This is a genomic window from Nocardia spumae, assembly GCF_020733635.1.
GTDB classification, from domain to species: domain Bacteria; phylum Actinomycetota; class Actinomycetes; order Mycobacteriales; family Mycobacteriaceae; genus Nocardia; species Nocardia spumae.
This window is the reverse complement of record NZ_JAJFZL010000001.1, coordinates 704,559-718,246: the sequence shown is the minus strand read 5'-3', so window position 1 is coordinate 718,246 and position 13,688 is coordinate 704,559. Positions and strand designations below refer to the sequence as shown.

The window sequence follows — 13,688 nt, the reverse complement described above, 5'->3', positions numbered from 1 at the left end:
CGGCCCGGACGTCAGCTGTTCAGCTCCTTGACCAGTGCGTCCACCACCGCTACCAGATCGCCCTGTGCGGCTGCCGCCACCCGCCGCTGGCGCTGATAGGACGCGCCGCGCTCGACGATGTCGGGTACCCGCGCGAGTTCGGTCTCACAGCGCAGCAGCTTCGCGGTGGGTTGCAGCCGGTCCAGCAGGTCCGCCAGATCGTCGGTGACCAGCCGCTCATTGCTGTCGGCATCGGTGATGATGATCGCGTCGAGCCCGTAACGCGCTGCGCGCCACTTGTTTTCCTGCACATGCCACGGCGGCAGGGTGGGCATGGTCTCCCCCGCCTCCACCCGCCGATCCAGATCGACGATCAGGCAGTGGATCAATGCCACGATGGCGGAGAGTTCGAAACGGCTGGGAATTCCGTCGCAGACGCGAACCTCGATGGTTCCCCATCGCGGTGCCGGGCGGATATCCCAGTGCATCCCGCCGAGTTGTTCGAACACACCGGTTTTCATCTGGTCGTGGACGAAAGATTCGAATTGCGACCAATTCTCGAATTGGAACGGCAATCCGGCGGTCGGCAGCTGCTGGAACATCAGCGCCCGGTTACTGGCGTAACCGGTATCGAGCCCGGCCCACATCGGTGACGATGCCGACAGTGCCAGTAGATGCGGATAGGACAGCAGCAGCGTGTTGAGAATCGGGAAGACCTTCTCCGGGTGCGACACGCCCACGTGGACGTGCACGCCCCAGATCAGCATCTGCCGCCCCCACCACTGGGTCCGGCTGATCAGTTCGTCGTAATGTTCCGAGCGGGTCAGCTGCTGAGTCGACCACTGCGCGAACGGATGGGTGCCGGCGCAGAACAGATCCACCCCGACCCGATCGGCGGCCGCGCGGACGGTGTCCATCGTGGTGTGCAATTCGTCGACGACCTCGCCGACCGTATCGTGCACGCCGCTGACCAGCTCGACCGTATTCTTCAGCAGTTCCTTGGTGACGTGCGGCGGACCGTTGGGCGCGCGCAGATCACCGACCTGGTCGAAGACCGCGGCCGCGGTGTTGGACAGATTGCGCGTCTGCTTGTCGACGAGCGCGATCTCCCATTCGACGCCCAGGGTCGGGCGAGGCGAGCCGTTCCACGGAACTGTGCGAGCGCCTGCCCCACCCATGACGGACCCGCTCTTAGCCGATGACGCCGCAGGCGACCCGACCGCCCGCGTCGCCGGTGGCGAGAGTCTCGGCATCGGGCCCCGGTGCGCCGCCGTTGGCCTGCAGGTACCGGTTCGGGATGTTGCCGAAGTTGTCGGCGCCGGCGTGAATCATCAGCGCCTTGCCCTTCAGCTCGTCCAGGGTGACCGCATCGGTGGTGGTGACGAGCTTCGCGGTGCCGTCCTTACCGACCTCCAGCGAGGTGAGATCACCGCTGGCCGGATGGCTGTTCGAATCGCCGACCTGCAGATGCCCGCCGGCGGACAGGAAGTTGCCGGGCGCGCCGCCGGAGGGGGCGGTGGAGTTCGGCTCACACTTGCCGTACTGGTGCACGTGCAGGCCGTGGAATCCGGGCTGCAGGCCGTGCGCGTCGACGGTGATCTGCACCTTCTCACCGGACTTGGCGATGGTGGCGGTACCGACCTGCGCACCGGAGGGATCCTTCAACTGCACCGAAACCGAGTCGCCCGAGGGGGCGTTCTGCTCGGCGGTACCGGAGTTCTGCGCCGGACCGGCGCTTCCCGTCCATACCGGCGGGGTGGTCCCCTTGACGTCGCTCGACTCCTGGCTGTTGCTGCACGCGACCAGGCCGAAAGCCGCGATCGCCAGCATCGGGGTCACAGTCCGCCAGGAGGGGCGACGAGTTGCGGAGGGGGCCATCGGAGAACTCCTTTACGAGTACCGAGTTTACGAGTAATGCTGGTTGAACAGATTCCTTACCGCACAAGATGATGCCAGAGGCGCTACGCACCGAACCGATGGGGCTCGGTTGGGTTCTAGTTACCGGTGACGATGACGATGACGCCCGGCGGCGAGTCGGCGATTCCGGGGAATCGCGGTTCCGCCGAGATGCCCAGTTCCTTCGCGATCGCCTGGGCGGTCTCCCGCTCGTGCGGCGAATTCCCGTAGTAGACGGTGGTTTTCGCGATCACACCGCCGGGGTAGTTACCGGTCTCGGTGACATCGAACCCCGCCTCGGTGAGCTGATTCCCGGTCCGCGAGGCCAGACCCGAGACCGTGCTGTTGTTCAACACCCGGACCGGAATGTTCTTGTCCGCGGCGCCCGCGGTGCTGGTCGGCGCGGTGGCCGTCGTGGTGGTGAGCGCGGTGGCCGACGACTCGGTGGCCGCGGCGGCGGCACTGGTGGCCGGTGCGCGGGTGGTGGTGGGCGGTGCGGTCGACACCTCGGAATCGGCCGATGTCTCCGCGGCGGAGGACTCGGAATTCGAATTCGACAGCGCCATGGCGCCGAGGCCCGCGAAGACGATGGCCAGCGCGATCAGCACCATCGCGAGTGCTCGCAGCGGTGGTCCACCGGAGGTCGGATTCGGGTTGCTCACGGTCTCGACCCTAGTCGCACGAGGGGGCGGATGCGCGCATCAGACCTGGAAGCCCAGCCGTCGCGCGGCGCGCGATTTCTGCCGGCTGGCCCGCAACCGGCGCAGCCGCTTCACCAGCATCGGATCGGCGGCCAGCGCCTCGGGCCTGTCGACGACGGTATTGAGTACCTGGTAGTAGCGGGTGGCCGACATCGCGAACAGTTCGCGGATGGCCTCTTCCTTGGCGCCCGCGTACTTCCACCACTTGCGTTCGAAATCGAGAATGTCGAGTTCACGGCGGGTGAGACCGTCTACCGTGACCGCCTCGCCTCCCTCCATGAGGGATCCCTCGACCGCTGCCGCGATCTCTTCGCTCGCGGAGCTGTCCTCGCTTGCGGATAGATTCCGGGCCGCTGCGCTGTCCATATCGCTCCCTCGCCGAATCAACACCGGACGACAGTCGTGGCTCATTCAACCACGCGACATCGGCGTTCACCGAGGCGTTGTACGGCGTGTCGGGCGGTACACGCGGCGCCGCGTAAAGTGTGCGAGCATGGCGATTCTCCCGATCCGCATCGTCGGCGATCCGGTTCTACACAGCCCGACCCAGCAGGTGTCACAGTCGCCGGACGAGCTCGCCCAGCTGCTGGCGGACATGTACGAAACCCTCGACGCCGCCAACGGTGTGGGGCTGGCCGCGAACCAGGTGGGGGAATCGTTGCGACTGTTCGTCTACGACTGCCCGGACGTCGCGGCCGACGGTTCGGTGCAGCGCAGGCGCGGCGCGGTGATCAACCCGGTCCTGGAAACCTCCGAGATCCCCGAGACCATGCCCGATCCCGATGACGACGAGGAGGGCTGTCTCTCGGTTCCCGGCGAGCAGTTCCCCACCGGCCGGGCGGACTGGGCGCGGGTGACCGGCACCGACGAGAAGGGTGAACCGGTCACGATCGAGGGCAAGGGCTTCTTCGCCCGCATGCTGCAGCACGAGGTGGGCCACCTCGACGGTTACCTCTACGTCGACGTGCTGATCGGCCGCAACGCTCGTGCCGCGAAGAAGGCCATCAAGCGCAACGGCTGGGGCGCACCGGGTTTGAGCTGGGTACCAGGCGAGGTACCGGATCCGTTCGGACATGACGACTGACCTTCCCGATATTCCGCTCGGCCGCCGGGTGGTGGCGCGCTATCGCCTGCCCGACGGTTACGCACAGCAGTTCACCGATGTGATCGGGGAACTGGTGGCACATGAGCCGGTCCGGATCCGGACCGGCGAGGGTGCCGTCGTCACCATCGAGACCGATCGGATGGTGGCACTGAAAGCGCTGGGTCCCCGGCCGATTCGGATCGGTGAGATCCGGGCGCTCGAGGCCGCGGCCATCGACGGCTGGCCCGGAACCGAGCGCGCCTGGTTCGACGGCTGGCTGTGCAGCGCCGGCCACGATTACACGCTGCGGGCCAATACCGCGGTGCCGCTCGGTGGTTCCGGTCGCGGCGCGGCCCTGGATATGCGCACACTGCAGCAGATCGGCCAGTGGTACGCCGAACGCGGGCTGCCGCTGCGACTCCGGCTGCCGGATCGCCTCGCCCCGGTCCCGCCGGGCTGGCTGGTCTGGGGCGAGACCCTGGTGCTCGGCATGGATATCGCCAATTTCGTCCTGCCACAAGGACCTTCGATGGTCCGCATCGACGAGCGCCCGCATCCGGCCTGGCTGGAACTGCACCACCAGCGCGGCGAGGACACTGTGGACGTGGCCGCGCCACCGCCGGATGTGGACGTGCTCACCGCGGCGTACAACGGCGAACTCGGCTTCGCGGCGCTGGGCCTGCCCGCACCGCTGGCGATCGGCCGCGGCGCACTCACCACCGCGCCCGACGGCCGCCGGTGGATCGGGCTGAGCTGTATCGCGGTCGCCGCACCGCACCGCCGCCACGGGCTGGGCACCCTGGTCTGCGCCGAACTGATCCGCTGGGGTCACAAGCGCGGCGCCACCCATACCTATGTGCAGGTGGAGGCCGGCAACACCGGTGCGCTGGCGCTGTATCGGGAGCTGGGGTTCGTCGAACACCACCACTACCGCTACGCCGCACCGGATCCGAACGCGGGCCGCCATCGCGGGGAGTGAGGCCGGGTGGGCTCCCCCACACCGCCGGGTCGCTGCCGTTCCCACCTCCGCGGCCGTCGCGACGGGGTGGCAACTAATCTCGTGTCATGCGCTTGGCTACCTGGAATGTGAATTCGATCCGGTCCCGTCTGGACCGGGTCGTCTCGTGGCTGGACCGCTCCGATATCGATGTGCTGGCCATCCAGGAAACCAAATGTCGTGACGACCAGTTCCCGGCCGAGCGCTTCGAAGAGGCCGGCTACGAGGTCGTGCACACCGGATTCAGCCAGTGGAACGGGGTGGCTATCGCGTCCCGGGTGGGTGTCGAGGACGTCGAGGTGGCTTTCCCCGGACAGCCCGGCTTCGACAAGGATGCCGAGACCTCGCTGCTCAGCGCACCCGTGGTCGAGGCCCGGGCGATCGGCGCCACCTGCGGCGGGGTCCGGGTGTGGAGCCTCTACGTGCCCAACGGCCGCGCACTCACCGATCCACATTTCACCTACAAACTGGAATGGCTTGCGGCCCTGCGCGATTTCGGCGCGTCCCGGCTGCGCGAGAACCCGGCGTCGCAGATCGCGCTGTGCGGTGACTGGAATATCGCGCCGACCGACGACGATGTCTGGTCACCGGAGTTCTTCGCCGACAAGACCCATACCTCCGATGCCGAGCGCGCGGCCTTCGACGCGGTGGTCGAGGCCGGATTCACCGATGTGATGCGGCCGTTCGCGCCGGGCCCCGGCGTCTACACCTACTGGGACTACACCCAGTTGCGCTTTCCCCGCAAGGAGGGAATGCGGATCGATTTCGTGCTCGCCTCCCCCGCACTGAGCGCGCGGGCGGTCGACGCCCTGGTCGATCGCGAGGAGCGAAAGGGTAAGGGCGCCAGCGATCACGCGCCCGTGGTCGTCGAACTGTCCGAATGATCGGACCGGGCGATCAGCTCTGCCGGGTCTTGATGGCGTCGTGCGAGATGTAGACGTCGTAACTGCCGGGCATCGCGATCACGGCATTGCCGTAGGCCGAGCGGATGAACGGATCGGTGTACCAGCTGTGATCGCGCATTTCGGTGAAGAAGTCACCGTCCCCGCCGTTCAGCATGGTTTGGTGCTGGCCCACCGCGTTACCGTCCAGCCGCTGTCCGTAGAGCCGGGTCACCTTGTAGCCGGAATGGAATCCGAGGGCGTTGACCCACGGCTCCAGTTCGACGATATCGGCCTGCAGCACCCAGAGATCGCCCTCGATCCGATAGGTCTGCCGGGTCTCGTCGTGCTGTCCGTCGCCGTAGAGGGTGAGCTCGATATCGAGGGTATGTGAGCTGCCGGCAACGCTTTTCGCGACGATGTGCGCCGCCTTGACCTCTCCGGTCAGCCCCAGATAGGTCTGCAACAGGGTGACCGCCCACAGCAGAACCACCGCGACCAACAGGACGACCAGACCGCCGGCGCCCCGGCCGATATGCCTGCGCCACCCGGCTTTCCGGGCACGCAGCACGGCCGTCAGCAACAGCGCGATCGCGACGACGAACAGGACCGCCAGCACGACCTGCATCCAGCCGAAGGCCACCGGGAACACCATATCGATAGTTGTACCCCGATATCGGCGTCGAACGCGGCCCTGTGGGGACGAATACGTCGGGGCCGCCCGGGAATTCCCGGGCGGCCCCGACGGGACTACGGATTCGCGGGTCTCAGAACGCCGCTTCGTCCAGCTTCATGATGTCGGTGTCGAGGTTCTCGACCACGGCCCGCACCCCGCTCAGCAACGGCAGCTGATTCTTGGCGAACCACGATGCGACACCGACCTTTCCGGAGTAGAACAGCCGGTCCTTCTCCGACGGCTGCCCGGCCAGCGCGGCCTGGGCGATCTGGGCCTGGGCCAGCAACCGCCAGCCGATCACGAGATCGCCCACGGCGTGCAGGAACCGCACCGAGCCGAGGCCGACCTTGTAGATCTCCTCGGGCGTCTGCTGCGCGGCCATCAGGTAGTTGGTCAGCGTCGCGGCCATCGCCTGCACATCGGCCAGCGCGGCGCCCAGCAGCGTCTTCTCCGCCTTCAATGTGTCGGGCTCGGAGTCGGCGAACTCCTGGATCAGACCCGCGACGTGCGCGAGGGCGACGCCCTTGTCGCGAATGATCTTGCGGAAGAAGAAGTCCTGCGCCTGGATGGCCGTGGTGCCCTCGTACAGCGAGTCGATCTTCACATCGCGGATGTACTGCTCGATCGGGTAGTCCTGCAGATAGCCGGAACCGCCGAAGGTCTGCAGCGTCTCGGTGAGGGTCTCGTAGGCCCGTTCGGAACCCACGCCCTTGACGATCGGCAGCAGCAGATCGTTGACCCGGGCGGCGGTATCGGGGTCGGCACCGAAATTCGCCTGTGCCACATCGTCGTTCTGGTAGGACGCGGTGTAGAGGTAGAGCGCGCGCAGCCCCTCCGAATACGCCTTCTGCAGCGCCAGGCTGCGGCGGACGTCGGGGTGGTGGGTGATGGTCACCCGGGGCGCGGTCTTGTCGGTCATCTGGGTCAGGTCGGCGCCCTGCACGCGAGTCTTGGCGTACTCCAGCGCATTCAGATAGCCGGTGGACAGGGTGCCCGCCGACAGCACGCCGACCATCATGCGCGCGTTCTCGATGACCTTGAACATCTGCGCGATGCCGTTGTGCACATCGCCGACCAGATAGCCGACGGCGGGTTTGTCGCCACCGTAGGTCAGCTCGCAGGTGGGCGAGGACTTGATGCCCATCTTGTGCTCGAGGTTGGTGACCAGCACACCGTTGCGCTCGCCCAATTCCAGTGTCTCCGGGTCGAACAGGTACTTCGGCACCACGAACAGTGACAGTCCCTTGGTACCCGGGCCGGCGCCCTCGGGCCGGGCCAGGGTCAGGTGGAAGATGTTGTCGGCGGTATCGCCGACGTCACCGCCGGAGATGAAGCGCTTCACACCCTCGATGTGCCAGGTCCCGTCGGGCTGCTGTACCGCCTTGGTGCGGCCCATGCCCACATCGGAACCGGCATCGGGCTCGGTGAGCACCATCGTTCCGCCCCAGCGGTTTTCCCACGCGTGCTCGGCCCAGCGCTGCTGCTGCTCGGTGCCCTCGCGGTACAGCACCTGATGCATGAGCGGGCCCATATTGAAGAAGCTGGCCGAATTGTTCGCGGCGACGAGCATTTCCTGGGTAGCCCAGATCAACGGCGAGGGGGCGGCGACACCGCCCATCTCCTCGGGCATGCCCAGACCGGACCAACCGCCCTCGTTGATCGCCGCGACCGTCTTGCGCAACGGATCGGGCACGATCACCTCGTGCGCGGCGGCATCGAACTGGATCGGATTGCGATCGGCGTCGACGAACGATTCCGCGACCGGGCCCTCCGCCAGCCGGAGCACCTCGGTGAGCATTCCGCGCGCGGTTTCGGTATCCAGATCCCCGTACGCGCCCGACTCCAGCAGCGCGCCGATCCCCAACACCTCGAACAAGTTGAACTCGATATCCCGAAGGTTCGCCTTGTAATGCGACACGCTCCCGGCCTCCTCGCCATTGTGTGATGTTGTCGGTGGAGGTTGCCGTACCCGCGTTCACTTACGCAACCGTAACCGGGCTGGAGCTGTAGAATTGTCGATAACTTAAGCGGGTGGCCCACTCCATTCGCGATTCACTTTCCACAATCCTCCGATAGTTCGAGGGAATTTGCTCGGAATGTGCTCGCAATCGAGACACGCGCGCGGCCGCGCCGGGCGCGCGCGGCCGCGCCGGCGCGGGGACACGATCCGGCACCGTGACCTGCCGCTACCACTGCTATCTTGATCCGCATGGCATCGGAATCCGCGGTGCGGCCGCGACAACGGGCCCAACATCTCGGCCCCGAACGCCGACGCCCCCAGGTGCTGGATGCGGCGCTTCGGATCGCGGTCGACGACGGCGTCGCCGCGGTGACCATCGCCGCCATCGCCGATCGCCTCAACGTCACCCGGCCGGTGGTCTACGCCTGCTACGCCGATCGGGTCGAACTGATCAATGCCCTCATCCAGCGGGAAGAGGGCTATCTACTCGGCGGCATCGTCGACGCGCTGCCCCCGCGCCGCGTCGAGGCCGACGAGGAAGTATTCGTCGACGGCTTCCGGGCGCTGCTGGAGACGGTGACCAAACGACCCGACACCTGGAAACTGCTGTACGGCAATCCGGATCCGGCGGTGGCGAGCTCGTTCGGCCGGGGCCGGCGCTTCGCCGTCGAACGGTGCACCCGGCGGCTGCGGCCGACGCTCGAGGCATGGGGTACCGAGGACGCCGAACGCAAACTGCCCGCGCTGGTCGAATTGTGGGTGTCGGCCGGTGAGGGCGCGGTGCGCACCCTCATGTCCTCCGGCGACTGGAATCCCCAGGACCTGGGCGCCTTCGTCGGCGCGGCGGTCTACCGCGCCCTGCGATCGGCCTGATCTCACCCCCGCTCACCGGTAACTCCGCTGGCTAGGATGGATCTCGGCGACCTTTCGACCAGCGACCCGGCGGGAGAGCGGTATGGCGTTCTATCGGCAACTGGGATCCCTACCGCCGAAGCGGCACACCCAGCATCGCGACGACCAGGGGCAGCTCTTCTACGAGGAGCTGATGGGCGAGGAGGGCTTCTCCGGCGATTCCGCGCTGCTGTACCACCGCGGTCTGCCGCCCGCGATCATCGATTCCTCCGTCTGGCGGCCACCGAATCCGGGGACCGTGCCCAACCATCCACTGCGCCACCGCCATCTCCGCCTGCACGAACTGTTTCCGGACGCGACGGTCCCGGATACCGATGTCGTGACCGGCCGCAGGCTGATCCTCGGCAACGACGACGTGCGCATCTCCTATGTGGCCGCGCTACGGGAATCCCCGTTGTACCGCAACGCGATCGGCGACGAGCTGGTCTACGTGGAGGCGGGCTCGGGCGTGGTGGATACCGTCTTCGGCCGGATCCCCGTACGTACCGGCGATCAGGTCCTGCTACCGCGCGCCACGACCCATCGGTGGCGGCCGTCCGGCCCGGAACCGCTACGCGGCTACATCATCGAGGCCACTGGGCACATCACACCGCCACGGCGATATCTGTCGAAATTCGGTCAGTTCCTGGAGAATTCGCCGTACTGCGAGCGCGATCTGCACGGTCCGGCCGAACCGCTGCTGGAGTCCGGAACCGAGGTCGAGGTGCTGGTCAAACATCGGCCGGGCCCCGAGATCGCGGGCACCCGCATGGTGTACGCGACGCACCCGTTCGATGTGGTGGGGTGGGATGGCTGCCTGTACCCCTTCACCTTCAATATCGCCGATTTCGAACCGATCACCGGCCGGATCCATCAACCACCGCCGATTCACCAGGCCTTCGAAGGCACCAATTTCGTGGTGTGCGATTTCGTGCCCCGCAAGGTCGATTACCATCCGCTGTCCATTCCGGTGCCGTATTACCACTCCAATGTGGATTCCGACGAGGTCCTGTTCTATTGCGGCGGAAATTACGAAGCGCGAAGGGGTTCGGGGATCGGACAGGGTTCGGTGTCGGTACACCCCGGCGGTTATGCGCACGGGCCGCAGCCGGGCGCTTACGAACGCAGCATCGGGGCGGAGTATTTCGACGAACTGGCCGTGATGGTCGATACCTTTCGGCCGCTCGGACTCGGCGAGGGCGCGCTGGCCTGCGAGGACCCCGAGTACGCGTGGACCTGGTCGGGGCGCGGGCCGAGTACGGAGCGGGCGTGAGCACCACGGATGTGCGGCTGGAGATCCCGGCCGACGCGCCGTTCGGGCCGGACAATCTGCCCTACGGGATCTTCGCGCCACCCGGCGGGGAGTTCCGGGCGGGCGTGCGGATCGGGACACAGGTACTGGATCTCGCCGCACTACTCGATGATTCGACGTTCCACCGGCCCGACCTCAACGCCTTCCTGGTTCAGGGCCCGCAGCGCTGGCACGCGGTACGCGAGCGTCTGCGGGAACTGGTGCGGGCGCCGCTACCCGCCGCGGTGGTTCATCCCGCCGATGCGGTGCGGACGAAACTTCCGGTCGCGATCGGTGACTACGTGGATTTCTACGCAAGTATCGATCACGCCACCCGGCTCGGCCGGTTCCTGCGACCGAACAGTGCGCCGCTGCTGCCGAATTGGCGCCATCTCCCGGTGGGCTATCACGGCCGGGCAGGCAGCGTGGTGGTATCGGGAACGCCGGTGACCCGGCCTCGCGGGCAACTCCGCACCGATTCCGGCGCACCGGAATTCGCCCCCTCGCGGCGGCTCGATATCGAGGCCGAGCTCGGATTCGTGATCGGCGCCGGATCCGAACTCGGAACGCCGATCGCGGTGGACGACTTCGCCGATCACGTCTTCGGCGTAGCGCTGGTCGACGACTGGTCGGCCCGCGATATCCAGGCGTGGGAGGCGCAGCCGCTCGGACCGTTCCTCGGCAAATCCTTCGCCACCTCGATGGCCGCCTGGATCACGCCGCTGGCCGCCCTGGAGGCCGCGCGGATACCGATCGGCGCTCAGCAGCCGCGGCCACTGCCCTATCTACGGGGACAACGGGATTGGGGATTCGATATCGATGTGCGGGTGCACTGGAACGGGGTGGAGGTCAGCGCACCGCCCTATCGCGCCATGTACTGGTCGGCGGCACAGATGCTGGCCCATCTGACGATCAACGGCGCCGCCACCCGCCCGGGTGATCTCTTCGCCTCCGGCACGATCTCGGGACCGCGACGGCACCACTGCGGATCGTTCATCGAATTGTCCGGTAACGGTAGCGAATCCATCGATGTGGGCGGTGCGGCGCGGACCTTTCTGCTCGACGGGGATACCGTCACCATCACCGCCACCGCACCGGGCGTCGGCGGCACACCCATCGCCCTGGGAGAGGTCAGCGGGCGCATTCTGCCGGCTGCCGGCTGAGCCCGGACATCGAACGAAAGCCCTGCCCGGAAACGAGGGGCGCCGGGAGAGACTGTTCATCGTCCGTCGATCACATGCCGAAGGTGTGCCGGCCCGTTGACCGGATAGTGCGACGATCCATATTTCCGGACGATCCCGCCTTCGCCGCCGGGTCCGCTGCCAGCGATTTCCCGGTCGGACCGCAGTTCGAGGCCGAGTGACGCCACCCGTGGGGGCGGGGTACCCTCGGGCCGGTACCACACATCGTGCCAACGGGGGCTCGCACCAGCGGGCTGAGAGGACGGCTAGCCCGATCGGGCGGATCAGGGCCGTCGACCGTACGAACCTGACCGGGTAATGCCGGCGTAGGGAGGAATGAGCTCACATGTCGTCCAACCATGTCACCACCGGCCCGATAGCGGGCAGCGTCAAACATTACGAGCAGGTCGAAGCGGACGGATCGACGCTGCGCATCCCCACTCGCCGAATCAACCTCACCAATGGCGAGCACTTCGACGTCTACGACACCTCGGGCCCGTACACCGATGATTCGGCCACCATCGATCTCGAGGCGGGGCTGCCGAAGCTGCGGGATAGCTGGACCAAACCCGATATCGCCGGCCCGCGCACCCAGCTCGCCTGGGCCAGGGCCGGTGAGATCACCGCCGAGATGCGGTACATCGCTGCGCGCGAAGGCGTTTCGCCGGAACTGGTGCGTGACGAGGTCGCCGCCGGACGTGCGGTGATCCCGGCCAATCACAACCACCCCGAATCCGAGCCGATGATCATCGGCAAGAAGTTCGCGGTGAAGATCAACGCCAATATCGGCAACTCCGCCGTCACCTCCTCCATCGCCGAAGAGGTGGAGAAGATGGTGTGGGCCACCCGCTGGGGCGCCGACACCATCATGGACCTGTCCACCGGTAAGAACATCCACGAGACCCGGGAATGGATCCTGCGGAACTCGCCCGTACCGGTCGGCACCGTGCCGATCTACCAGGCCCTGGAGAAGGTGAACGGCGATCCGACCCTGCTGACCTGGGAGATCTACCGCGACACCGTGATCGAGCAGGCCGAACAGGGTGTGGACTACATGACCGTGCACGCGGGCGTGCTGCTGCGGTATGTCCCGCTCACCGCCAAGCGCGTCACCGGGATCGTGTCCCGTGGCGGTTCCATCATGGCGGCCTGGTGTCTGGCCCATCACCAGGAATCGTTCCTGTACACGAATTTCGCCGAACTCTGCGAGATCCTGGCAAAGTACGACATCACCTTCTCCCTGGGCGACGGCCTGCGGCCGGGGTCCATCGCGGATGCCAACGACGAGGCGCAGTTCGCCGAACTGCGCACCCTCGGCGAGTTGACCACCATCGCGAAATCCCATGGCGTACAGGTGATGATCGAGGGCCCCGGGCACGTGCCGATGCACAAGATCGTGGAAAACGTTCGGCTGGAAGAGGAGTGGTGTGAGGAAGCGCCGTTCTATACCCTCGGCCCGCTGGCCACCGATATCGCGCCGGCCTACGACCACATCACCTCCGCGATCGGCGCCGCGATCATCGCACAGGCCGGTACCGCGATGCTCTGCTACGTCACGCCGAAGGAACATCTGGGCCTGCCCAACCGCGACGATGTGAAGACCGGCGTCATCACCTACAAGATCGCTGCACATGCCGCCGATCTCGCCAAGGGACATCCGCGCGCGCAGGATCGTGACAACGAATTGTCCAAGGCGCGCTTCGAATTCCGCTGGCACGACCAGTTCGCCCTGTCACTGGACCCCGACACCGCGCGGGAGTTCCACGATGAGACCCTGCCGGCCGAACCCGCCAAGACCGCCCACTTCTGCTCGATGTGCGGCCCGAAGTTCTGCTCGATGCGGATCTCCGCCGATGTGCGTGAGTACGCCGAGAAGCAGGGCTTGACCGATGTCGAGGCGATCGAGGCCGGTATGGCGGAGAAGTCCGCGGAATTCGCCGATGCGGGCGGCAAGGTCTACCTGCCGGTTGTGTCCTGACCGGACCCTGATCGTGACAGCGAAAGCTGTTGCGCTGCTCGCGCCGGCGCCCCCGCCGCCACGGTGGGCGTCGGCGCGGCAGATAGGTCAGCGGGCCGCCGCCCGCGCCTCTCAGTGCCGCAGTCCCGATGCCCACCTGGTCATCGACGGCGGCAAGACCGCGCACGCGTGAG

The 13,688-nt window shown here is 66.7% G+C and carries 14 protein-coding genes; 8 read left to right on the top strand and 6 right to left on the bottom strand.

The features are described 5' to 3' along the window. Positions 1 to 11: 11 nt before the first annotated feature. The 4 genes from LKD76_RS03040 to napA all read right to left on the bottom strand — a co-directional run bounded on the left by LKD76_RS03040 (position 12) and on the right by napA (position 2,942). Positions 12 to 1,157: a glutamate--cysteine ligase gene (locus tag LKD76_RS03040; protein ID WP_227979402.1), complete on the bottom strand. Its 1,146-nt coding sequence runs from the start codon at positions 1,155 to 1,157 to the stop codon at positions 12 to 14. Positions 1,158 to 1,170: 13 nt separating this feature from the next. Continuing rightward, the gene (gene sodC / locus LKD76_RS03035; RefSeq protein ID WP_227979401.1) at positions 1,171 to 1,857 is read right to left on the bottom strand and encodes a superoxide dismutase[Cu-Zn]; all 687 of its coding nucleotides are present in this window, start codon (positions 1,855 to 1,857) and stop codon (positions 1,171 to 1,173) included. Positions 1,858 to 1,973: 116 nt separating this feature from the next. After that, positions 1,974 to 2,537, bottom strand: a complete 564-nt coding sequence (locus LKD76_RS03030) for a LytR C-terminal domain-containing protein (protein ID WP_227979400.1) — start codon at positions 2,535 to 2,537, stop codon at positions 1,974 to 1,976. A 39-nt stretch (positions 2,538 to 2,576) separates the two neighbouring features. Beyond that, positions 2,577 to 2,942, bottom strand: a complete 366-nt coding sequence (gene napA, locus LKD76_RS03025) for a nucleoid-associated protein NapA (protein ID WP_227979399.1) — start codon at positions 2,940 to 2,942, stop codon at positions 2,577 to 2,579. A 127-nt stretch (positions 2,943 to 3,069) separates the two neighbouring features. On the opposite strand from napA, the gene LKD76_RS03020 reads away from it, so the two are divergent. From LKD76_RS03020 to LKD76_RS03010, 3 genes are all read left to right on the top strand, one after another. Further along, positions 3,070 to 3,660 (top strand): peptide deformylase, encoded by a 591-nt coding sequence (locus LKD76_RS03020; protein ID WP_227979398.1) that lies wholly within the window; start codon positions 3,070 to 3,072, stop codon positions 3,658 to 3,660. Continuing rightward, positions 3,650 to 4,639, top strand: a complete 990-nt coding sequence (locus LKD76_RS03015; RefSeq protein WP_227979397.1) for an N-acetylglutamate synthase, CG3035 family — start codon at positions 3,650 to 3,652, stop codon at positions 4,637 to 4,639. The genes LKD76_RS03020 and LKD76_RS03015 overlap by 11 nt, the downstream gene beginning before the upstream one ends. An 86-nt stretch (positions 4,640 to 4,725) precedes the next feature. Further along, positions 4,726 to 5,541, top strand: a complete 816-nt coding sequence (locus tag LKD76_RS03010) for an exodeoxyribonuclease III (RefSeq protein WP_227979396.1) — start codon at positions 4,726 to 4,728, stop codon at positions 5,539 to 5,541. Between the two features lie 13 nt (positions 5,542 to 5,554). Here LKD76_RS03010 and LKD76_RS03005 read toward each other — a convergent pair whose 3' ends face one another. Continuing rightward, positions 5,555 to 6,193: a hypothetical protein gene (locus LKD76_RS03005; RefSeq protein ID WP_227979395.1), complete on the bottom strand. Its 639-nt coding sequence runs from the start codon at positions 6,191 to 6,193 to the stop codon at positions 5,555 to 5,557. 112 nt (positions 6,194 to 6,305) lie between these two features. Beyond that, positions 6,306 to 8,132 carry an acyl-CoA dehydrogenase gene (locus LKD76_RS03000; RefSeq protein ID WP_227979394.1) on the bottom strand — a complete coding sequence of 609 codons (1,827 nt, stop codon included), beginning with the start codon at positions 8,130 to 8,132 and terminating at the stop codon, positions 6,306 to 6,308. A gap of 291 nt (positions 8,133 to 8,423) precedes the next feature. Here LKD76_RS03000 and LKD76_RS02995 point away from each other — a divergent pair, with 291 nt between their 5' ends. From LKD76_RS02995 to LKD76_RS02975, 5 genes are all read left to right on the top strand, one after another. Continuing rightward, positions 8,424 to 9,047 carry a TetR/AcrR family transcriptional regulator gene (locus LKD76_RS02995; RefSeq protein ID WP_227979393.1) on the top strand — a complete coding sequence of 208 codons (624 nt, stop codon included), beginning with the start codon at positions 8,424 to 8,426 and terminating at the stop codon, positions 9,045 to 9,047. Positions 9,048 to 9,129: 82 nt separating this feature from the next. Beyond that, positions 9,130 to 10,338, top strand: coding sequence for a homogentisate 1,2-dioxygenase (locus LKD76_RS02990; RefSeq protein WP_227979392.1), 1,209 nt, complete (start codon positions 9,130 to 9,132; stop codon positions 10,336 to 10,338). Continuing rightward, entirely contained in the window at positions 10,335 to 11,519 is a 1,185-nt protein-coding gene (gene fahA / locus LKD76_RS02985; protein ID WP_227979391.1) for a fumarylacetoacetase, read from the top strand. Before LKD76_RS02990 ends, fahA begins: the two co-directional genes overlap by 4 nt. 364 nt (positions 11,520 to 11,883) lie before the next feature. Continuing rightward, a complete protein-coding gene (gene thiC, locus LKD76_RS02980; RefSeq protein WP_227979390.1) occupies positions 11,884 to 13,515 on the top strand; it encodes a phosphomethylpyrimidine synthase ThiC in 1,632 nt (543 codons plus the stop codon). Positions 13,516 to 13,528: 13 nt separating this feature from the next. Beyond that, a complete protein-coding gene (locus LKD76_RS02975) occupies positions 13,529 to 13,687 on the top strand; it encodes a hypothetical protein (protein WP_227979389.1) in 159 nt (52 codons plus the stop codon). The last annotated feature ends 1 nt before the right edge of the window (position 13,688 follow it).